Genomic DNA, 19,453 nt, shown 5'->3' with positions numbered 1-19,453 from the left:
CACACGACATGGGACTCGAAGAAAAACTGCCGAGCGGCTTCCTGCTGACCACCGTCGAGCAGGCCGCGGGCTGGGTGCGTAAATCGTCCGTCTTCCCGGCCACGTTCGGGCTCGCCTGCTGCGCGATCGAGATGATGACCACCGGCGCGGGCCGCTACGACCTGGCCCGCTTCGGCATGGAGGTGTTCCGCGGTTCGCCCCGGCAGGCCGACCTGATGATCGTGGCCGGCCGGGTCAGCCAGAAGATGGCGCCGGTGCTGCGGCAGGTCTACGACCAGATGCCCAACCCCAAGTGGGTGATCTCCATGGGCGTCTGCGCCTCCTCGGGCGGCATGTTCAACAACTACGCGATCGTCCAGGGCGTCGACCACGTCGTCCCCGTCGACATCTACCTGCCCGGCTGCCCGCCGCGCCCCGAGATGCTGATGGACGCGATCCTCAAGCTCCACCAGAAGATCCAGTCCGGCAAGCTCGGCGTGAACGCGCGGGAGGCCGCCCGCGAGGCGGAGGAGGCGGCGCTCAACGCCCTGCCCACGATCGAGATGAAGGGGCTGCTGCGGTGAGCGACGCGAACGGCGCCGGCGGCGCGAAGGGGCCCGTGGACGGCGCGAGCGGGCCCGCGAACGGCGCGAACGCGGCCAGCGGGGCCAACGGCTCCGCGAACAAGGCGAACGGGACCAGCGGCGCCGCGAACGGCGCGAACGGCGCCAGCGACTCCGCGAACGGGACCCGGCCCGCGGACGGGACCGGCGGGCCCGCGGACGGGACCGGCGGGGTCAACCCCGAGAAGGACCTCTCCGCCGACAACCTCCCCGGCCAGCGCGGCCGCGGCGGCGAGGAGATCCGCGTCCAGCGCGGCATGTTCGGCGCCCTGAGCGGCGGCGACACCTCCGGATACGGCGGCCTGGTCCGCTCCGTCCGCCTCCCGGGCGCCGCGAGCCGGCCCTACGGAGGCTGGTTCGACGAGGTCGCCGACGAACTGGAGGGCGCGCTGGAGGAGCAGGGACTGCTCCCCGGCCACGCCATCGACCGCACCGTCGTCGACCGCGGCGAGCTGACCTTCCACGTCGAGCGCGAGCACCTGCCGCGCGTCGCCCGCACCCTGCGCGACGACCCGGCCCTGCGCTTCGAGCTGTGCACCGGCGTCAGCGGCGTGCACTACCCGCAGGACAAGGGCCGCGAGCTGCACGCCGTCTACCACCTGCGCTCGATCACCCACAACCGGCTGATCCGCCTGGAGGTCGGCGTCCCCGACGACGACCGGCGCATCCCGTCGCTGGTCCCGGTCTACCCGACCAACGACTGGCACGAGCGCGAGACCTACGACTTCTTCGGGATCGTCTTCGACGGCCACCCGGCGCTGACGCGGATCATGATGCCGGACGACTGGCAGGGCCACCCGCAGCGCAAGGACTACCCCCTCGGCGGCATCCCCGTCGAGTACAAGGGCGCCCAGATCCCGGCTCCGGACCAGCGGAGGTCGTACTCATGAGCACGCACACCCCGTCCTCCGCCCAGCCGTCCGCCTCGGACCCGCTCGGCGCGCACGGCTCGCCCCGCGAGACCACCGAGGGCGCCGTCTACACGGTGACCGGCGGCGACTGGGACGAGGTCGTCCAGTCCGCGGCCCGCGCCGACGACGAGCGCATCGTCGTCAACATGGGCCCCCAGCACCCCTCCACCCACGGAGTGCTGCGCCTGATCCTGGAGATCGAGGGCGAGACCGTCACCGAGGCCCGCTGCGGCATCGGCTACCTGCACACCGGCATCGAGAAGAACCTCGAGTTCCGCACCTGGACGCAGGGCACCACGTTCGTGACGCGGATGGACTACCTGACGTCCTTCTTCAACGAGACCGCCTACTGCCTCGCGGTGGAGCGCCTCCTCGGCGTCGAGGACCAGATCCCCGAGCGCGCCGACGTCGTCCGGGTGCTCCTGATGGAGCTGAACCGGCTCTCCTCCCACCTGGTGTGCATCGCCACCGGCGGCATGGAGCTGGGCGCCACCACCATCATGATCTACGGCTTCCGCGACCGCGAGATGATCCTCGACCTCTACGAGCTGATCACCGGCCTGCGGATGAACCACGCGTACATCCGGCCCGGCGGGCTCGCCCAGGACCTGCCGCCCGGCGCGGTGGACCAGATCCGCGAGTTCGTGAAGAAGATGAGGAAGAACCTCCCGGAGTACGACAAGCTCGCCACCGGGAACCCCCTCTTCAAGGCCCGCATGCAGGACGTCGGCTATCTCGACCTGGCCGGCTGCATGGCCCTGGGCGCCACCGGCCCCATCCTGCGCTCCACCGGCCTCCCGCACGACCTGCGCAAGGCCCAGCCGTACTGCGGCTACGAGACGTACGACTTCGAGGTCCCCACCGCCGACACCTGCGACGCCTACGGCCGCTTCCTGGTCCGCCTGGAGGAGATGCGCCAGTCGCTCGGGATCGTCGAGCAGTGCCTGGACCGGCTCCAGCCCGGCCCGGTCATGGTCGCCGACAAGAAGATCGCCTGGCCCGCCCAGCTCGCCCTGGGACCCGACGGACTGGGCAACTCCCTCGACCACATCAAGAAGATCATGGGCACCTCCATGGAGGCCCTGATCCACCACTTCAAGCTGGTCACCGAGGGCTTCCGCGTCCCGGCGGGACAGGCGTACGCGGCCGTCGAGTCGCCCAAGGGCGAGCTGGGCGTGCACGCCGTGTCCGACGGCGGCACCCGCCCCTACCGGGTCCACTTCCGCGACCCGTCCTTCACCAACCTTCAGGCCATGGCGGCGATGTGCGAGGGCGGCCAGGTCGCCGACGTCATCGTCGCCGTCGCGTCCATCGACCCCGTGATGGGAGGCGTCGACCGGTGACCACCTCATCGTCGCAGCCCGGCGTCAGCCTGGGCATGCCCGAACTGCCCGCGCCCGCCTACCCGGACGACGTCCGCGCCCGGCTGGAGCGGGACGCCCGCGACATCGTCGCCCGCTACCCCGACTCCCGGTCCGCGCTGCTGCCGCTGCTGCACCTGACGCAGTCCGAGGAGGGGCACGTCACGCGCACCGGGATGCGGTTCTGCGCCGACGTGCTCGGCCTGACCACCGCCGAGGTCACCGCGGTCGCCACCTTCTACTCCATGTACCGGCGCAAGCCGTCGGGCGACTACCAGGTGGGCGTCTGCACCAACACCCTGTGCGCGGTGATGGGCGGCGACGCGATCTTCGAGTCCCTCCAGGAGCACCTGGGCGTCGGCAACGGCGAGACCACCGACGACGGCAAGGTCACCCTGGAGCACATCGAGTGCAACGCCGCCTGCGACTTCGCGCCGGTGGTGATGGTCAACTGGGAGTTCTTCGACAACCAGACCCCGGACAGCGCCCGGCGCGTCGTCGACGACCTGCGCGCGGGCCGCCCGGTGACGCCGACCCGCGGCGCCCCGCTGTGCACCTTCAAGGAGACCGCCCGGATCCTCGCGGGCTTCCCCGACGAGCGGGAGGGCGCCGCCGAGGCCGGAGGCAGCGCGGGACCCGCCTCGCTGGCCGGTCTGCGCCTGGCCAGGGGAGACGCCGGGCCGGTCCGCGTCGTCCACCCCCGCGAGGGCGGCCCGCACGGCGGCCCGCCGCCGACCGCCCCGCCCGAGTCGCCGCCGAGGGAGCACCTCAGCGCCCACGACGCGCCGCAGGAGACCTCGGCCTCCGACCCGTCGCACCCGGCCGGGCCCACCGCAGAGGAGGGGGAGTGATGACCGTGGCATCCGACGTGAAGGACACGAGCCCCGAGAAGCTGCTCGCGCCCGTGCTCTCCGCGTTCTGGGACGAGGAAGGGTCCTGGACGCTGGACGTCTACCGCCGGCACGACGGGTACGAGGGGCTGCGCAAGGCCCTCGCCATGCCGCCCGACGACCTGATCGCCTACGTCAAGGACTCCGGTCTGCGCGGGCGCGGCGGCGCGGGCTTCCCCACCGGCATGAAGTGGCAGTTCATCCCCCAGGGCGACGGAAAGCCGCACTACCTGGTGGTCAACGCCGACGAGTCGGAGCCGGGCACCTGCAAGGACATCCCGCTCCTGTTCGCCAACCCGCACAGCCTGATCGAGGGCATCGTGATCGCGTGCTACGCCATCCGGTCCTCGCACGCCTTCATCTATCTGCGCGGCGAAGTCGTCCCCGTGCTGCGCCGCCTGCACACGGCCGTCCGCGAGGCGTACGAGGCGGGCTACCTCGGCACGGACGTCCTGGGCAGCGGCCTGGACCTCGACATCACCGTGCACGCGGGCGCGGGCGCGTACATCTGCGGCGAGGAGACCGCGCTGCTCGACTCGCTCGAAGGCCGCCGCGGCCAGCCCCGGCTGCGCCCCCCCTTCCCGGCCGTCGCGGGCCTGTACGCGTGCCCCACCGTCGTGAACAACGTCGAGTCGATCGCGTCGGTTCCCGCCATCCTGCACCAGGGCAAGGACTGGTTCCGCTCGATGGGCAGCGAGAAGTCCCCCGGCTTCACGCTGTACTCGCTCTCCGGGCACGTCGCCGGACCCGGCCAGTACGAGGCGCCGCTCGGCATCACGCTGCGCCAGCTCCTCGACATGAGCGGCGGCATGCGCCCCGGCCACCGGCTGAAGTTCTGGACCCCGGGCGGCTCCTCGACGCCGATGTTCACCGAGGAGCACCTCGACGTCCCCCTCGACTACGAGGGCGTCGGCGCCGCCGGCTCCATGCTCGGCACCAAGGCCCTCCAGTGCTTCGACGAGACGACGTGCGTGGTCCGCGCGGTGACCCGGTGGACCGAGTTCTACGCCCACGAGTCCTGCGGCAAGTGCACGCCGTGCCGCGAGGGCACCTACTGGCTGGTGCAGTTGCTGCGGGACATCGAGGCGGGCAAGGGCGCCATGGCCGACCTCGACAAGCTCGCCGACATCGCCGACAACATCAACGGCAAGTCCTTCTGCGCCCTCGGCGACGGCGCCGCCTCGCCGATCTTCTCCTCCTTGAAGTACTTCCGCGAGGAGTACGAGGAGCACATCACCGGCCGGGGCTGCCCCTTCGACCCGGCCAAGTCGACAGCCTGGGCGGACCGCCCGGAGGTGAACGCATGACCGTGACTGCCAGTGCTCCCGCCGGCGGCGGAGAGGCGGCCGTCCCGCCGGAGGACCTCGTCTCGCTGACGATCGACGGCATCGAGATCAGCGTGCCCAAGGGCACCCTGGTCATCCGGGCCGCCGAACAGCTCGGCATCGAGATCCCCCGGTTCTGCGACCACCCCCTGCTCGACCCGGCCGGCGCCTGCCGCCAGTGCATCGTCGAGATCGAGGGCCAGCGCAAGCCCATGGCGTCGTGCACCATCACCTGCACCGACGGCATGGTCGTCAAGACCCAGCTCACCTCGGCGGCCGCCGAGAAGGCCCAGCACGGCGTGATGGAGCTGCTGCTCATCAACCACCCGCTGGACTGCCCGGTCTGCGACAAGGGCGGCGAGTGCCCCTTGCAGAACCAGGCCATGTCGCACGGCAACGCCGAGTCCCGCTTCGAGGGCCGCAAGCGGACCTACGAGAAGCCGGTGCCGATCTCCGCGCAGGTGCTGCTCGACCGCGAGCGGTGCGTGCTGTGCGCGCGCTGCACCCGGTTCTCCAACCAGATCGCCGGCGACCCGATGATCGAGCTGATCGAGCGGGGCGCGCTCCAGCAGGTCGGCACCGGCGAAGGCGACCCGTTCGCGTCGTACTTCTCCGGCAACACCATCCAGATCTGCCCGGTCGGCGCGCTCACCTCGGCGGCCTACCGGTTCCGCTCCCGCCCCTTCGACCTGGTGTCCTCGCCGACCGTCTGCGAGCACTGCGCGGGCGGCTGCGCCACCCGCACCGACCACCGGCGCGGCAAGGTCATGCGGCGGCTCGCCGCCGAGGACCCCGAGGTCAACGAGGAGTGGATCTGCGACAAGGGGCGCTTCGCGTTCCGCTACCCGCAGACCAGGGACCGGCTGACCACCCCGCTGGTGCGCAACCCCGAGGGCGAGCTGGTCCCCGCGTCCTGGCCCGAGGCGCTGGAGATCGCCGCGCAGGGGCTGCTCGCCTCGCGCGGCCGGACCGGCGTCCTCACCGGCGGCCGGCTCACCGTCGAGGACGCCTACGCGTACAGCAAGTTCGCCCGGGTCGCCCTGGACACCAACGACGTCGACTTCCGCGCCCGCGTGCACAGCGGCGAGGAGGCCGACTTCCTGGCCGCCCGCGTCGCCGGACACGGCCGGGACGTCGACGGCGGCGGCGTCACGTACGCCGACCTGGAGAACGCGCCCGCCGTCCTGCTCGCCGGATTCGAGTCCGAGGAGGAGGCGCCCGGCGTCTTCCTGCGGCTGCGCAAGGGCTGGCGCAGGCACGGCCAGCAGGTCTTCGCGCTGGCCACGCACGCCACCCGGGGCCTGACCAAGGCCGGCGGCACACTCCTGGCGGCCGCGCCCGGCACCGAGACCGAATGGCTGGACGCCCTGGCCGGCGGCGACGACCTGGAGGACGCCGGCGCCGCCGCGGCCCAGGCGCTGCGCGCCGAGGGCGCCGTGATCGTCGTCGGCGAGCGGCTGGCCGCCGTGGCCGGCGGCCTCACCGCCGCGGTCCGGGCCGCCGCCGCGACCGGCGCCCGCCTGGCGTGGATCCCGCGCCGGGCCGGGGAGCGCGGCGCGATCGAGGCGGGCGCGCTGCCGTCGCTGCTGCCGGGCGGCCGCCCGGCGACCGACCCGCGCGCGCGGGAGGAGGTCGCCGCCGTCTGGGGCGTCGCCGAACTCCCGCACCGCTACGGCCGCGACGCCTCCCAGATCGTCCAGGCCGCCGCCGACGGCGAACTCCAGGCGCTGGTCGTGGCCGGGGTGGAGATCGCCGACCTGCCCGACCCGGCCCGCGCCCGGATCGCGCTGGCCGAGGTCGGCTTCCTGGTGTCGCTGGAGCTGCGGCCCGGCGAGGTCACCGAGCACGCCGACGTGGTGCTGCCGGTCGCCGCGGTCGCGGAGAAGGCGGGCAGCTTCCTCAACTGGGAGGGCAGGGTCCGCTTCTTCGAGGCCGCGCTCAAGCCCGACCAGATGGCCCGCCGGCTCGCCCCCGCCGACCTGCGGGTGCTCCAGATGCTCGCCGACGCCATGGACGTCCACCTCGGGCTGCCGGACCTGCGCACCGCGCACGTGGAGCTGGACCGGCTCGGCGCCTGGCGCGGGCCGCGCGCCGACGACCCCGCCGAGAGCGCGGGCGCGCTGCCCCGGCCCGCCGCCGGGGAGGCCGTGCTCGCCGGGCACCGGCTGCTCCTGGACCACGGCCTGCTCCAGCAGGGCGACGACGCGCTCGCCGGCACCCGGCACGCCGCCCGCGCGCGCGTGTCCGCCGCCACGGCCGCCGAGGCGGGCCTGCGCGAGGGCGACCCGATCGCCGTGACCGGCCCCGCCGGATCCGTCGAACTCCCGCTGGAGATCACCGACATGCCCGACCGGGTGGTGTGGCTCCCGCTGAACTCGGTCGGCGCGGGCGTCGCGTCCGACACCGGGGCGCTGCCCGGCGCCCTCGTCCGCATCGGCCCGGCGGCGCACGCGCCCGGGGCCCCCAAGGAGGTGGAGGCATGAGCCCGTACCTCGCCGCAGAGAACCTCTCGATGTTCGGCGACGACCCCTGGTGGCTGGTCGTCGTCAAGGCGGTGTTCTGCTTCGCCTTCCTGATGCTGACCGTGCTGTTCTCCATCGTGTGGGAGCGCAAGGTCGTCGCCTGGATGCAGCTCCGCATCGGCCCGAACCGGCACGGCCCCTGGGGCATGCTCCAGTCGCTCGCCGACGGCGCGAAGCTGATGCTCAAGGAAGACGTCGTCGTCAAGCGCGCCGACAAGGTCGTCTACGTGCTCGCGCCGATCGTCGCGGCCATCCCGGCGTTCATGGCCATCGCCGTGATCCCCTTCGGCCCCGCCGACGACGAGGTCTCGGTCTTCGGCCACCGCACCGCGATGCAGCTCACCGACCTGCCGATCGCGATGCTCTACATCCTCGCGGTCGCCTCGGTCGGCATCTACGGCATCGTGCTCGCGGGCTGGAGCTCCGGCTCGACGTACCCGCTGCTGGGCGGCCTGCGCTCCTGCGCGCAGATGATCTCCTACGAGATCGCCATGGGCGCCGCGTTCGCCTCGGTGTTCCTGTACTCGGGCTCCATGTCGACGTCGACGATCGTCGCCCAGCAGCACGACCGCTGGTACATCCTGCTGCTGCCGGTCTCCTTCGTGCTCTACATCGTCACCATGGTCGGGGAGACCAACCGCGCCCCGTTCGACATGCCGGAGTCCGAGGGCGACCTGGTCGGCGGCTTCAACACCGAGTACTCCTCGATCAAGTTCGCGATGTTCATGCTCGCCGAGTACGTGAACATGGTGACGGTCTCCGCCGTGTCGACCACGCTGTTCCTCGGCGGCTGGCGGGCCCCCTGGCCGATCAGCGGCTTCTGGGAGGGCGCCAACCACGGCTGGTGGCCGCTGCTCTGGTTCGTGATCAAGGTGCAGCTCCTGCTGTTCTTCTTCATCTGGCTGCGCGGCACGCTCCCGCGGGTGCGCTACGACCAGCTCATGAAGCTCGGCTGGAAGGTCCTCATCCCGGTCTCGGTGACCTGGCTGATGCTCGTCGCCACGGTGCGGACCCTGCGCAACCAGCACTACGACTTCGCCGACATCGCCCTGTACGTCGGCGGCGCCGTGCTGGCCCTGCTGGTCCTCTCCTTCGTCGCCGACATGTTCCGCGACCGGGCGAAGGAGGCCGAGCGGCCCGCCGGGCCGGACGCCGGGTTCGACCCCATGGCCGGCGGGTTCCCCGTGCCGCCGCTGCCGGGACAGGAGCTGCCGCCCGTGCCGCGGCGCCGCCCGCGGCGCGAGCGGGAGTTGATCGTCAGTGGCGGCCCGGACACCGCCGGTGACGGATCTGTGGAGGGAAAGGAGGCGTCCGATGGCTGAGGAGCCCGAGGAGGCCGGGCGCGCCAAGCCCGGCTTCCAGAATCCCGTCGCCGGCTTCAGCGTGACCTTCAAGGCCATGTTCAAGAAGCGGCTGACCGAGCAGTACCCGGAGCAGAAGAAGACCACCGCTCCGCGCTTCCACGGACGGCACCAGCTCAACCGCCATCCGGACGGCCTGGAGAAGTGCGTCGGCTGCGAACTGTGCGCCTGGGCCTGCCCCGCCGACGCCATCTACGTCGAGGGCGCCGACAACACCGACGAGGAGCGCTACTCCCCGGGTGAGCGCTACGGCCGCGTCTACCAGATCAACTACGCCCGCTGCATCCTGTGCGGCCTGTGCATCGAGGCGTGCCCCACACGCGCGCTGACGATGACCAACGAGTTCGAACTGGCCGACTCCAGCCGCGCCAACCTGATCTACACCAAGGAACAGCTCCTGGCCGGCCTGACCGAGGGCATGGTCGACACGCCGCACGCCCTCTTCCCCGGCACGGACGAACAGGACTACTACCGGGGCCTGGTGACCGAGGCCGCGCCGGGCACGGAGCGCCAGCCGGCCGTCTCCCAGGGCGAGAAGGCCGCGGCCGCGGACAAGGAGGTGGACGTATGAGCGCGCAGCTCGCCGCCTACACCACCTCCACCGGAGAGGCGTTCCAGTTCTGGGTGCTGGGCGCCGTCGCGGTGCTCGGCGCCCTGGGCACCGTGTTCATGAGGAAGGCCGTGCACAGCGCGCTGTGCCTGGCCGGGACGATGATCGTCCTCGCGGTGTTCTACCTGGCCAACGGGGCGTACTTCCTGGGCGTCGTGCAGATCGTCGTCTACACCGGCGCGATCATGATGCTGTTCCTGTTCGTGGTGATGCTCGTCGGCGTGAGCGCCGCGGACTCCCTGAAGGAGACCGTCAGGGGCCAGCGCTGGCTGGCCCTGCTGTGCGGGCTCGGCTTCGGCGTCCTGCTCTTCGCCGGGATCGCCAACGCCTCCCTGAAGGACTTCGCCGGCGCCGGCAAGGCCAACGCGGGCGGCAACGTGGAGGGGCTGGCGGCCCTCGTCTTCACCAAGTACGTCTTCGCGTTCGAACTCACCGGCGCCCTGCTGATCACGGCGACCATCGGCGCCATGGTGCTCACCCACCGCGAGCGCACCGAGCGCGCCCCGACCCAGCGCGAGCTGGCCGAGCGGCGCGTGCGCGAGGGCAGGCACCTGCCGCCGCTGCCCGCCCCCGGCGTCTACGCCCGGCACAACGCCGTGGACGTCGCGGGCCTGCTGCCCGACGGCACCCCGTCGGAGCTGACGGTCAGCAAGACCCTTCGCGACCGCGGCCAGATCCGCGACGTGTCGGTCGAGGCGCTGAACGACCTCAAGGCCCTGGAGCAGCGCGCCGAGGAGCGTCTGGAGCGCACCGGGACCGAGCCGGCGACCTTCAAGCGGCCCGAGGAGGCGTCGAAGTGAATCCCGTCGACTACCTCTATCTCGCCGCCCTGCTGTTCACGATCGGCGCGACCGGCGTGCTGATCCGGCGCAACGCCATCGTGGTCTTCATGTGCGTCGAGCTGATGCTGAACGCCTGCAACCTCGCGTTCGTCGTCTTCTCCCGCATGCACGGCAACCTCGACGGCCAGATCATCGCCTTCTTCACCATGGTCGTCGCCGCCGCGGAGGTCGTGGTGGGGCTCGCGATCATCGTGTCGCTGTTCCGTTCCCGCCACTCGGCCTCGGTCGACGACGCCAGCCTGATGAAGCTGTAAGGGGTCGGAAGAACTGTGGAGAACCTGATCGCGCTGCTGATCGCGGCGCCCCTGCTCGGAGCGGCCGTCCTCCTGGTCGGCGGCCGCCGGCTCGACGCCGTCGGCCACTGGATCGGCACCCTGCTCGCGTCCGCCTCGTTCGTGATCGGCCTGGTCCTCTTCACCGGCCTGCTCGGCCGGTCCGCCGACCACCGGACCCTGATCCAGCACCTGTTCACCTGGATTCCGGTGGGCGGCTTCCAGGCGGACGCCGCGTTCCGCCTGGACCAGCTCTCGATGACGTTCGTGCTGCTGATCACCGGCGTCGGCTCGCTGATCCACCTGTACTCCGTCGGCTACATGGAGCACGACGAGCGCCGCCGCCGCTTCTTCGGCTACCTCAACCTGTTCCTCGCGGCGATGCTGCTGCTCGTCCTCGCCGACAACTACCTCCTGCTGTACGTCGGCTGGGAGGGCGTCGGCCTCGCCTCCTACCTGCTGATCGGCTTCTGGCAGCACAAGCCCAGCGCGGCCACCGCCGCGAAGAAGGCGTTCCTGGTCAACCGGGTCGGCGACATGGGCCTGTCGATCGCGATCATGCTGATGTTCACGACCTTCGGGACGTTCGCCTTCGGCCCGGTGCTCGGGCACGCGGGCGACGCCTCACAAGGCCGGCTCACCGTCATCGCCCTGATGCTGCTGCTCGCCGCCTGCGGCAAGTCCGCCCAGGTGCCGCTCCAGTCCTGGCTCGGGGACGCGATGGAGGGCCCGACCCCGGTCTCCGCCCTCATCCACGCCGCCACGATGGTGACCGCGGGCGTCTACCTCATCGTCCGCTCCGGCGCGATCTTCAACGGGGCGCCGGACGCGCAGGTCGCCGTCACCGTGGTCGGCGCGGTCACGCTGCTGTTCGGCGCCGTCGTCGGCTGCGCCAAAGACGACATCAAGAAGGCCCTGGCCGGATCGACCATGTCGCAGATCGGCTACATGGTGCTGGCCGCGGGCCTGGGCCCGATCGGCTACGTCTTCGCGATCATGCACCTGGTGACGCACGGCTTCTTCAAGGCCGGGCTGTTCCTCGGCGCGGGCTCCGTCATGCACGGCATGAACGACGAGGTCGACATGCGCCGCTACGGCGGCCTGCGTAAGTACATGCCGGTCACCTTCGTCACCTTCGGCCTCGGCTACCTCGCCATCATCGGCTTCCCCGGGCTGTCCGGCTTTTTCTCCAAGGACAAGATCATCGAGGCGGCCTTCGCCAAGGGCGGCGCCGAGGGCTGGATCCTCGGCGGCGCGGCCCTGCTGGGCGCGGCCCTCACCGCCTTCTACATGACGCGCGTGATGCTGATGACGTTCTTCGGCGAGGAGCGCTGGCGCCATCGGCCCACCCCGTCCCCGGCCGCGCCCAGCGCGGAGCCGGCGGCCGATGAGAACGGGGCGCACGGCGCACACGCCGAGCCGCACCCGCACGAGTCGCCCAAGGTCATGACGATCCCCATGATCGTGCTGGCCGTCGGGTCGGTCTTCGGCGGCGCGTTCTTCAGCCTCGGCGACCGCTTCCTGCACTGGCTGGAGCCGGTCACCGGGCACAGCGAGGGCCACTCGCCGCTCGGCGCCTGGACGGTCACCGGGGCGACCATGGCGTGCCTGGTGATCGGCGTCGCCGTCGCCTACGCGCAGTACGGCCGCAAGCCGGTCCCGGCGACGGCCCCGCGCGGGTCGCTGCTCACCCGGGCCGCCCGGCGCGACCTGCTCCAGGACGACTTCAACCACGTCGTCCTGGTCCGCGGCGGCGAGCACCTGACGCGTTCGCTGGTCTACGTCGACCACACCCTGGTGGACGGCGTCGTCAACGGCTCGGCCGCCTCGGTGGGCGGCCTGTCGGGGCGGCTGCGCAAGCTCCAGAACGGCTTCGCGCGCTCCTACGCGGTCTCGATGTTCGGCGGTGCGGCGCTGCTCGTCGCCGCGACCCTGCTGATGAGGGCGGTCTGATACCGATGTCCTTTCCCCTGCTGACAGCGACGGCGGTGCTTCCGGCCGTGGGGGCGGTGGCCACGGCCGCCGTGCCGGCCGCCCGGCGGACCGCCGCCAAGTGGCTGGCGCTGCTCGTCTCGCTCGCCACGCTCGCGCTGGCCGCCCTCGTCCTGGTCCGCTTCGACCCGGGCGGCGCCCGGTACCAGCTCACCGAGTCGCACTCCTGGATCGCCGCCTTCGGGGTCCGCTACGAGCTGGGCGTGGACGGCATCGGCGTGGCGCTGGTCGCGCTGACCGCCCTGCTGATCCCGTTCGTGATGCTCGCGGGCTGGCACGACGCCGACCCCCTGGAGACCGGCAGCAGCCGCTGGCGGCCCACGCAGGGCTTCTTCGCCCTGATCCTGGCCGTCGAGGCGATGGTGATCGTCTCCTTCGAGGCCACGGACGTCTTCCTCTTCTACATCTTCTTCGAAGCCATGCTGATCCCGATGTACTTCCTGATCGGCGGCTTCGGGGACCGCGCCCACGAGCACGGCGAGGAGGCGGCGGCCACCCAGCGGTCGTACGCGGCGGTCAAGTTCCTCCTCTACAACCTGGCCGGCGGCCTGATCATGCTGGCCGCGGTGATCGGGCTGTACACGGTCGCGCACACCTTCTCGCTCTCCGAGATCGCGCAGGCCCGCGCGAACGGCTCGCTGCACATGGCGACCGGCACCGAGCGGTGGCTGTTCCTCGGCTTCTTCTTCGCCTTCGCGGTGAAGGCGCCGCTGTGGCCGCTGCACACCTGGCTGCCCAACGCCATGGGGGAGGCCACCGCCCCGGTCGCCGTCCTCATCACGGCGGTGGTGGACAAGGTGGGCACGTTCGCGATGCTCCGCTTCTGCCTCCAGCTCTTCCCCGAGGCCAGCAAGTGGGCGACGCCCGTCATCCTGGTCCTGGCCCTGATCAGCATCCTGTACGGGGCGCTGCTCGCGGTGGGCCAGCGCGACATCAAGCGCCTGGTGGCGTACGCGTCGATCTCGCACTTCGGCTTCATCGTCCTGGGCGTCTTCGCGATGACCAGCCAGGGCCAGTCGGGCGCCACGCTCTACATGGTCAACCACGGCATCTCCACCGCGTCGCTGCTGCTGGTCGCCGGGTTCCTGATCTCCCGCCGCGGCTCCCGGCTCATCGCCGACTACGGCGGGGTGCAGAAGGTCGCCCCGGTGCTCGCCGGGACGTTCCTGATCGGCGGCCTCGCCACCCTGTCCCTGCCGGGCCTCGCGCCGTTCGTCAGCGAGTTCCTGGTGCTGGTCGGCACGTTCGTCCGGCACCCGGCGATCGGCGTCGTCGCCACCTTCGGCATCGTGCTCGCCGCGCTCTACACGCTGGTGCTGTACCAGCGGACGATGACCGGCCCGGTGAAGCCGGAGGTCTCCGCGATGCCGGACCTGCGGGTGCGCGAGCTGGTGGTCGTGGCCCCGCTGATCGTGCTGCTGATCTTCCTGGGCGTCTACCCGAAGCCCGTCGCGGACATCGTCAACCCGGCGGTGCGGCAGACCATGTCCGACGTACACCAGACCGATCCCCAGCCGAAGGTGGAGGCGGCCCCGTGAGCGCACCAGCCGTCCACAGCCTGTGGACAACAGCGGCCGAACCGATCTCGAAGATCCCGGCGCCGAAGATCGAATACGGGCAGTTGTCGCCCACCCTGATCGTCCTGGGCGCGGCGCTCGTCGGCGTCCTGATCGAGGCGTTCCTCCCGCGCAGGTCCCGCTACTACGCACAGGTGTTCGTCTCCGCCGTCGCGCTGGCGGCCGCGTTCGCCGCGGTCGTCGCGCTCGCCGCCGACGGCTACGGCACCACGAAGGCGCACATCGCGGCCATGGGCGCCGTCGCCGTCGACGGCCCGGCCCTCTTCCTCCAGGGCACGATCCTGCTCGCCGCACTGGTCGGCCTGTTCACCTTCGCCGAACGGCGCCTCGACCCCGAGGCGCACGGCAACCGCGTGGACTCCTTCGCCGCGCAGGCGGCGTCCGTGCCGGGCAGCGACGGCGAGAAGGCCGCGGTGAAGGCGGGCTTCACCACCACCGAGGTCTTCCCGCTGCTCCTGTTCGCCGTCGCCGGCATGCTGGTGTTCCCCTCCGCCAACGACCTGCTGACGCTGTTCGTGGCCCTGGAGGTCTTCTCGCTGCCGCTGTACCTGCTGTGCGCGCTGGCCCGCCGCAAGCGCCTGATGTCGCAGGAGGCCGCCGTCAAGTACTTCCTGCTCGGCGCGTTCGCCTCGGCGTTCACCCTGTTCGGCATCGCCCTGCTGTACGGGTACGCCGGCTCGGTGTCGTACGCGCGGATCGCGCAGGTCGTCGAGGGCAGCGTGCAGACCGTGGACCCGGCGCTGGCCGGCACCATGGGCAATGACGCGCTGCTGCTGCTCGGCGCCGCCCTGCTCGTGATGGGGCTGCTGTTCAAGGTGGGCGCCGTCCCGTTCCACATGTGGACCCCGGACGTCTACCAGGGCGCCCCGACCCCGGTCACCGGGTTCATGGCGGCGGCGACCAAGGTGGCGGCCTTCGGCGCGCTGCTGCGCCTGCTGTACGTCGTGCTGCCGGGGATGCGCTGGGACTGGCGGCCGGTCATGTGGGGCGTGGCGATCGTCACCATGCTCGGCGGCGCCATCGTGGCGATCACCCAGACCGACATCAAGCGCCTGCTGGCGTACTCGTCGATCGCGCACGCCGGCTTCATCCTCGCGGGCGTCATCGCGACCTCGAAGGACGGCGTGTCCTCCGTCCTGTTCTACCTGGCCGCCTACTCCTTCGTGACGATCGGCGCGTTCGCCGTGGTGACGCTGGTGCGCGACGCGGGCGGCGAGGCGACCCACCTGTCGAAGTGGGCCGGTCTGGGGCGGCGCTCGCCGCTGGTCGCGGCGGTCTTCGCGGTGTTCCTGCTGGCCTTCGCGGGCATCCCGCTGACCTCCGGCTTCGCGGGGAAGTTCGCCGTGTTCAAGGCGGCGGCGGAGGGCGGGGCGGCGCCGCTGGTCGTGATCGGCGTGATCTCGTCGGCCATCGCCGCCTTCTTCTACATCCGCGTGATCGTGCTCATGTTCTTCAGCGAGCCGCATCCCGAAGGCCCGACGGTGGCCGTGCCGTCCCCGCTCACGACGACCGCCATCGCCGTCGGCGTGGCCGTCACCCTGGTCCTCGGCGTCGCCCCCCAGTACTTCCTGGACCTGGCGAGCCAGGCAGGGGTGTTCGTGCGCTGAGCGCGCCCGCACCGTGACGGTCCGGCCCGGCCCTTCTCAGGGGGCCGGGCCGGACCGTCTTCGCACTCCGCCCCCAGCCTGTGGAAAACTCCGGACATGTCGGCGGGGAGCCCTATCGTGGTGGGGTGGTCGAGGGACGACGGACGGGGGACGCGACGATGGGCGGGACAGGCGGTGTCACCGAGATGGCAGTGACGGACAGCGAGGCGCTGGCCACGCTGCACCGGGTCTTCGGATACGAGAGCTTCCGGGGCGAGCAGGAAGCGGTCGTCGAGCACGTCGTCGCGGGCGGCGACGCCGTCGTGCTCATGCCCACCGGCGGCGGCAAGTCGCTGTGCTACCAGATCCCCGCCCTGGTCAGACCGGGTACGGGCATCGTGGTCTCGCCGCTGATCGCCCTGATGCAGGACCAGGTGGACGCCCTGCGGGCGCTGGGCGTGCGCGCGGGGTTCGTCAACTCCACGCAGGACTTCGACGAGCGGCGCACCGTCGAGGCCGAGTTCCTCCAGGGCGAGCTGGACCTGCTCTACCTGGTGCCCGAGCGGCTGCGCCTGGACGGCACGCTCGACCTGCTGTCCCGCGGCAAGATCTCCGTCTTCGCCATCGACGAGGCGCACTGCGTCTCCCAGTGGGGCCACGACTTCCGCCCGGACTACCTCGCGCTGTCCCTGCTGGGCGAGCGCTGGCCGGACGTGCCGCGGATCGCGCTCACGGCGACCGCCACCCGGGCCACCCACCAGGAGATCACCCAGCGGCTCGGCATGCCCGAGGCCCGGCACTTCGAGGCCAGCTTCGACCGGCCCAACATCCAGTACCGCATCGTGCCCAAGGCCGACGCCCGCAAGCAGCTCCTGGCGTTCCTCCGCGAGGAGCACGCCGGCGACGCGGGCATCGTGTACTGCCTGTCGCGCAACTCGGTGGAGCGGACCGCCGAGTTCCTGTCCGCCAACGGCGTCGCGGCGGTCCCGTACCACGCCGGGCTGGACGCGCGCACGCGCGCGGAGCACCAGTCCCGCTTCCTGCGCGAGGAGGGGCTGGTCGTGGTCGCCACGATCGCCTTCGGCATGGGCATCGACAAGCCCGACGTCCGGTTCGTCGCCCACCTGGACCTGCCCAAGTCGGTCGAGGGCTACTACCAGGAGACCGGCCGCGCCGGACGCGACGGCCTGCCGTCGACGGCCTGGATGGCCTACGGGCTCAACGACGTCGTCCAGCAGCGCAAGCTGATCCAGTCCGGCGAGGGCGACGAGAACTTCCGCCGCCGCGCCGCCGCCCACCTGGACGCGATGCTCGCGCTGTGCGAGACCGTGCAGTGCCGCCGCGGGCAGCTTCTCGCCTACTTCGGCCAGGACCCGTCCCCGACCCCCTGCGGCAACTGCGACACCTGCCTGGCCCCGCCCGAGACCTGGGACGGCACGGTCCCCGCCCAGAAGGCGCTGTCCACGGTGGTGCGGCTCCAGCGCGAGCGCGGGCAGAAGTTCGGGGCGGGCCAGATCATCGACATCCTGCTCGGCAAGCGCACCGCCAAGATCATCCAGTTCGACCACGACCAGCTCTCCGTGTTCGGCATCGGCGAGGACCTGACCGAGGGCGAGTGGCGCGGCGTCGTACGGCAGTTGCTGGCGCAGGGACTGCTCGCGGTCGAGGGCGAGTACGGCACGCTGGTGCTGACCGAGGCCAGCGCGACGGTGCTGCGGCGCGAGCGGGAGGTGCCGCTGCGCAAGGAGCCGAAGCGCCAGCCGTCCGCGCGGTCGGCGTCGTCCTCCGGCGCCGCGGGGCGCGCCAAGGGCAAGGCGGCGGTGGCCGAACTGCCCGAGCACCTGCTGCCCGCGTTCGAGGCGCTGCGCGCCTGGCGTGCCGAACAGGCCCGCGAACAGGGCGTCCCGGCCTACGTCGTCTTCCACGACGCCACCCTCCGCGAGATCGTCGCGCTCTGGCCGCGGTCCGTGGCGGAACTGGGCACGGTCGGCGGGGTCGGCGAGAAGAAGCTGGCGACCTACGGCGAGGGCGTGCTCGCGGCGCTGGCGTCGCTGCCGGGAGGCGAGGCGGCGCAGCCGGAGGACGGGCCTGCGGAGGGAGCGGCGCCTGCCGCCGCGTCGAACCCCGCAGGGGCGCGGGGGTTCGGCGTGGGAACGGGACCGGACCCCGACCCGGATTTCGCGGCGGAGCCGGGGCCGGAGCCGGAACCCGAGCCCGACGACTGGATGTGACACGCGGGGTGCTGGGGGTGCTGGGCGCCGGTGAGGCGCCCGCCGGGTGAGGCGTTGAGGGGAGGGGGCGCCGGGTGTTGGACGCCGGGTGGGGGTGCCGGGGGCTGGGTGGTGGCGGGCGTGGGACGCCGGGGAGATGCCGGGGGCCGGGTGGTGGCGGGCGTTGGACGCCGGGGGAGATGCCAGGGGCCGGGTGATGGCGGGCGTGGGACGCCGGGGAGATGCCAGGCGCCGGGGGGTGCCGGGCGCCCGGCGCTGCGGGGGCGTGGGCTGTCCGGCCTGCGTGGTCTGGTCTGCGCGGTCTGACCGGGGTGGTCTGGCCGGGGCGGTGGTTCAGCCGAGCGCGTTCAGGCCGGGGGCGAAGGCGATCAGGAGGGGCAGCAGGGGCACCAGGGCCGCCACCGCCGTCGCCAGGGCCCTCCGCCTGCGGGCCAGCCGGGGCCGTGGCTCCAGCAAGCGGTCGACGCGTTCGCCCAGGAGGCGGTGACTGGAGGCGCAGGACAGCACCCCGCGGTGCTGGTTCAGCTCGATCAGGGCCAGCGCCGTGGTGAGGTGGCCGTGCCGGCGCGAGGCGGTGTCGTCGGCGGCCAGCTCCACCAGGCGGTGGGTCTGATCGCAGAAGTGCGCGAACAGCGGGATGCGCGGGAAGCCCGTCGCCAGCGCGGTGGACAGGTGCAGCAGCCAGTCGTGGTGCGCGCGGGCGTGCCCGCGTTCGTGGGCGAGCACGGCGTCGAGTTGACGGCCGGTCAGCCGGTGCAGGGCGCCGGTGGTCACGATGAGCTGCGGCGGATGGCCCGGCATCCACCAGGCGTCCGGGTACTCGTCCTCCAGCACCAGCAGCGGACCGCGGGCCCTGGGCAGCCCGGCGGGCAACTCGGGGGCGCGCTCCCGCAGGTGCGCGCGGGTCTGCCCGCGCCGCCGCCGCGCCTCGGCGAGTTCGCGGCCGAGCATCGCGGTGGTCCAGGCGGCGCCGCTCGCCAGCAGGAGGGTGAGGACCGCGGCCCAGGCCGGGGCGGAGGACAGGCCGTAGGCGGCGGCCACCGAGGGCGGAGCGGGCGCGAACACCCCGTCGCGGACGGTGTGGAAGACGGCCGCCGCGCCCAGCACGAGCCCGGCCAGGCAGCACAGCAGGACGGTGGCGACCAGGCACTGCCACACCCACAGGCCGACGACCGGTTCCCGTTCCGGCCACGCCGCCCGGGTCAGCGCGTGCGGAACGGGCACGGCGGCCGTCAGCGCGACGGCGCTCAGCAGGAGCAGGCAGACGGTCATGCCACGGACTCCGGGTCCTGATCGGCGGAGGGGCGGTGGTGCGGTCGTGCGGCTGTAGTCGTGGTGCGGTTGTGTTGGTGGTGCGGTTGTGCTGGTGGT

General features: G+C 72.1%; 15 protein-coding genes. 14 read left to right on the top strand and 1 reads right to left on the bottom strand.

The genetic code is table 11. The annotated features are described in order from the left end of the window. The first annotated feature begins 8 nt into the window (after nt 1–8). The 14 genes from ABZ861_RS13155 to recQ all read left to right on the top strand — a co-directional run bounded on the left by ABZ861_RS13155 (nt 9) and on the right by recQ (nt 18,082). Nucleotides 9–563, top strand: coding sequence for an NADH-quinone oxidoreductase subunit B family protein (locus tag ABZ861_RS13155; RefSeq protein WP_361628370.1), 555 nt, complete (start codon nt 9–11; stop codon nt 561–563). Continuing rightward, a complete protein-coding gene (locus ABZ861_RS13150; protein WP_361628367.1) occupies nt 560–1,492 on the top strand; it encodes an NADH-quinone oxidoreductase subunit C in 933 nt (310 codons plus the stop codon). The genes ABZ861_RS13155 and ABZ861_RS13150 overlap by 4 nt, the downstream gene beginning before the upstream one ends. Beyond that, nucleotides 1,489–2,856 carry an NADH-quinone oxidoreductase subunit D gene (locus ABZ861_RS13145; protein WP_361628364.1) on the top strand — a complete coding sequence of 456 codons (1,368 nt, stop codon included), beginning with the start codon at nt 1,489–1,491 and terminating at the stop codon, nt 2,854–2,856. The genes ABZ861_RS13150 and ABZ861_RS13145 overlap by 4 nt, the downstream gene beginning before the upstream one ends. Next, nucleotides 2,853–3,725 carry an NADH-quinone oxidoreductase subunit NuoE gene (nuoE, locus tag ABZ861_RS13140; RefSeq protein ID WP_361628361.1) on the top strand — a complete coding sequence of 291 codons (873 nt, stop codon included), beginning with the start codon at nt 2,853–2,855 and terminating at the stop codon, nt 3,723–3,725. The genes ABZ861_RS13145 and nuoE overlap by 4 nt, the downstream gene beginning before the upstream one ends. Next, nucleotides 3,722–5,071, top strand: coding sequence for an NADH-quinone oxidoreductase subunit NuoF (gene nuoF / locus ABZ861_RS13135; RefSeq protein ID WP_361628358.1), 1,350 nt, complete (start codon nt 3,722–3,724; stop codon nt 5,069–5,071). The genes nuoE and nuoF overlap by 4 nt, the downstream gene beginning before the upstream one ends. Further along, on the top strand, nt 5,068–7,572 hold the full coding sequence (locus ABZ861_RS13130; protein WP_361628355.1) for an NADH-quinone oxidoreductase subunit G: 2,505 nt from the start codon (nt 5,068–5,070) through the stop codon (nt 7,570–7,572). The genes nuoF and ABZ861_RS13130 overlap by 4 nt, the downstream gene beginning before the upstream one ends. Next, nucleotides 7,569–8,933: an NADH-quinone oxidoreductase subunit NuoH gene (gene nuoH, locus ABZ861_RS13125; protein ID WP_361628352.1), complete on the top strand. Its 1,365-nt coding sequence runs from the start codon at nt 7,569–7,571 to the stop codon at nt 8,931–8,933. The genes ABZ861_RS13130 and nuoH overlap by 4 nt, the downstream gene beginning before the upstream one ends. Continuing rightward, complete coding sequence (gene nuoI / locus ABZ861_RS13120) at nt 8,926–9,543, top strand: NADH-quinone oxidoreductase subunit NuoI (RefSeq protein WP_361628349.1); 618 nt, start codon at nt 8,926–8,928, stop codon at nt 9,541–9,543. The genes nuoH and nuoI overlap by 8 nt, the downstream gene beginning before the upstream one ends. Then, nucleotides 9,540–10,382: an NADH-quinone oxidoreductase subunit J gene (locus ABZ861_RS13115; protein WP_361628346.1), complete on the top strand. Its 843-nt coding sequence runs from the start codon at nt 9,540–9,542 to the stop codon at nt 10,380–10,382. The genes nuoI and ABZ861_RS13115 overlap by 4 nt, the downstream gene beginning before the upstream one ends. Then, nucleotides 10,379–10,678: an NADH-quinone oxidoreductase subunit NuoK gene (nuoK, locus tag ABZ861_RS13110; protein ID WP_361628343.1), complete on the top strand. Its 300-nt coding sequence runs from the start codon at nt 10,379–10,381 to the stop codon at nt 10,676–10,678. Before ABZ861_RS13115 ends, nuoK begins: the two co-directional genes overlap by 4 nt. Before the next feature lie 15 nt (nt 10,679–10,693). Continuing rightward, on the top strand, nt 10,694–12,649 hold the full coding sequence (gene nuoL, locus ABZ861_RS13105; RefSeq protein ID WP_361628340.1) for an NADH-quinone oxidoreductase subunit L: 1,956 nt from the start codon (nt 10,694–10,696) through the stop codon (nt 12,647–12,649). Between the two features lie 5 nt (nt 12,650–12,654). Beyond that, on the top strand, nt 12,655–14,226 hold the full coding sequence (locus ABZ861_RS13100) for an NADH-quinone oxidoreductase subunit M (protein WP_361628337.1): 1,572 nt from the start codon (nt 12,655–12,657) through the stop codon (nt 14,224–14,226). Further along, nucleotides 14,223–15,872 (top strand): NADH-quinone oxidoreductase subunit NuoN, encoded by a 1,650-nt coding sequence (nuoN, locus tag ABZ861_RS13095; RefSeq protein WP_361628334.1) that lies wholly within the window; start codon nt 14,223–14,225, stop codon nt 15,870–15,872. The genes ABZ861_RS13100 and nuoN overlap by 4 nt, the downstream gene beginning before the upstream one ends. Nucleotides 15,873–16,030: 158 nt before the next feature. Then, a complete protein-coding gene (gene recQ, locus ABZ861_RS13090; RefSeq protein WP_361628663.1) occupies nt 16,031–18,082 on the top strand; it encodes a DNA helicase RecQ in 2,052 nt (683 codons plus the stop codon). A 333-nt stretch (nt 18,083–18,415) separates the two neighbouring features. Here the strand turns inward: recQ and ABZ861_RS13085 are convergent, their stop codons facing one another. Then, nucleotides 18,416–19,354 carry a M56 family metallopeptidase gene (locus tag ABZ861_RS13085; protein ID WP_361628331.1) on the bottom strand — a complete coding sequence of 313 codons (939 nt, stop codon included), beginning with the start codon at nt 19,352–19,354 and terminating at the stop codon, nt 18,416–18,418. Nucleotides 19,355–19,453 lie beyond the last annotated feature (99 nt).

Origin of the sequence: Streptomyces sp. NPDC046985 (genome assembly GCF_040644415.1) — a bacterium.
In the GTDB taxonomy this organism is placed as follows: domain Bacteria; phylum Actinomycetota; class Actinomycetes; order Streptomycetales; family Streptomycetaceae; genus Streptomyces.
Note: the sequence above shows the minus strand (reverse complement) of the source record. Positions and strands in the feature narration are given on the sequence as shown.

Coding starts and splice junctions, on each gene's coding strand:
- ABZ861_RS13155 (WP_361628370.1), top strand. CDS start 9: ATGGGACTCGAAGAAAAACTGCCGAGCGGCTTCCTGCTGACCACCGTC.
- ABZ861_RS13145 (WP_361628364.1), top strand. CDS start 1,489: ATGAGCACGCACACCCCGTCCTCCGCCCAGCCGTCCGCCTCGGACCCG.
- ABZ861_RS13130 (WP_361628355.1), top strand. CDS start 5,068: ATGACCGTGACTGCCAGTGCTCCCGCCGGCGGCGGAGAGGCGGCCGTC.
- nuoH (WP_361628352.1), top strand. CDS start 7,569: ATGAGCCCGTACCTCGCCGCAGAGAACCTCTCGATGTTCGGCGACGAC.
- nuoI (WP_361628349.1), top strand. CDS start 8,926: ATGGCTGAGGAGCCCGAGGAGGCCGGGCGCGCCAAGCCCGGCTTCCAG.
- ABZ861_RS13115 (WP_361628346.1), top strand. CDS start 9,540: ATGAGCGCGCAGCTCGCCGCCTACACCACCTCCACCGGAGAGGCGTTC.
- ABZ861_RS13100 (WP_361628337.1), top strand. CDS start 12,655: ATGTCCTTTCCCCTGCTGACAGCGACGGCGGTGCTTCCGGCCGTGGGG.
- recQ (WP_361628663.1), top strand. CDS start 16,031: ATGGGCGGGACAGGCGGTGTCACCGAGATGGCAGTGACGGACAGCGAG.
- ABZ861_RS13085 (WP_361628331.1), bottom strand. CDS start 19,354: ATGACCGTCTGCCTGCTCCTGCTGAGCGCCGTCGCGCTGACGGCCGCC.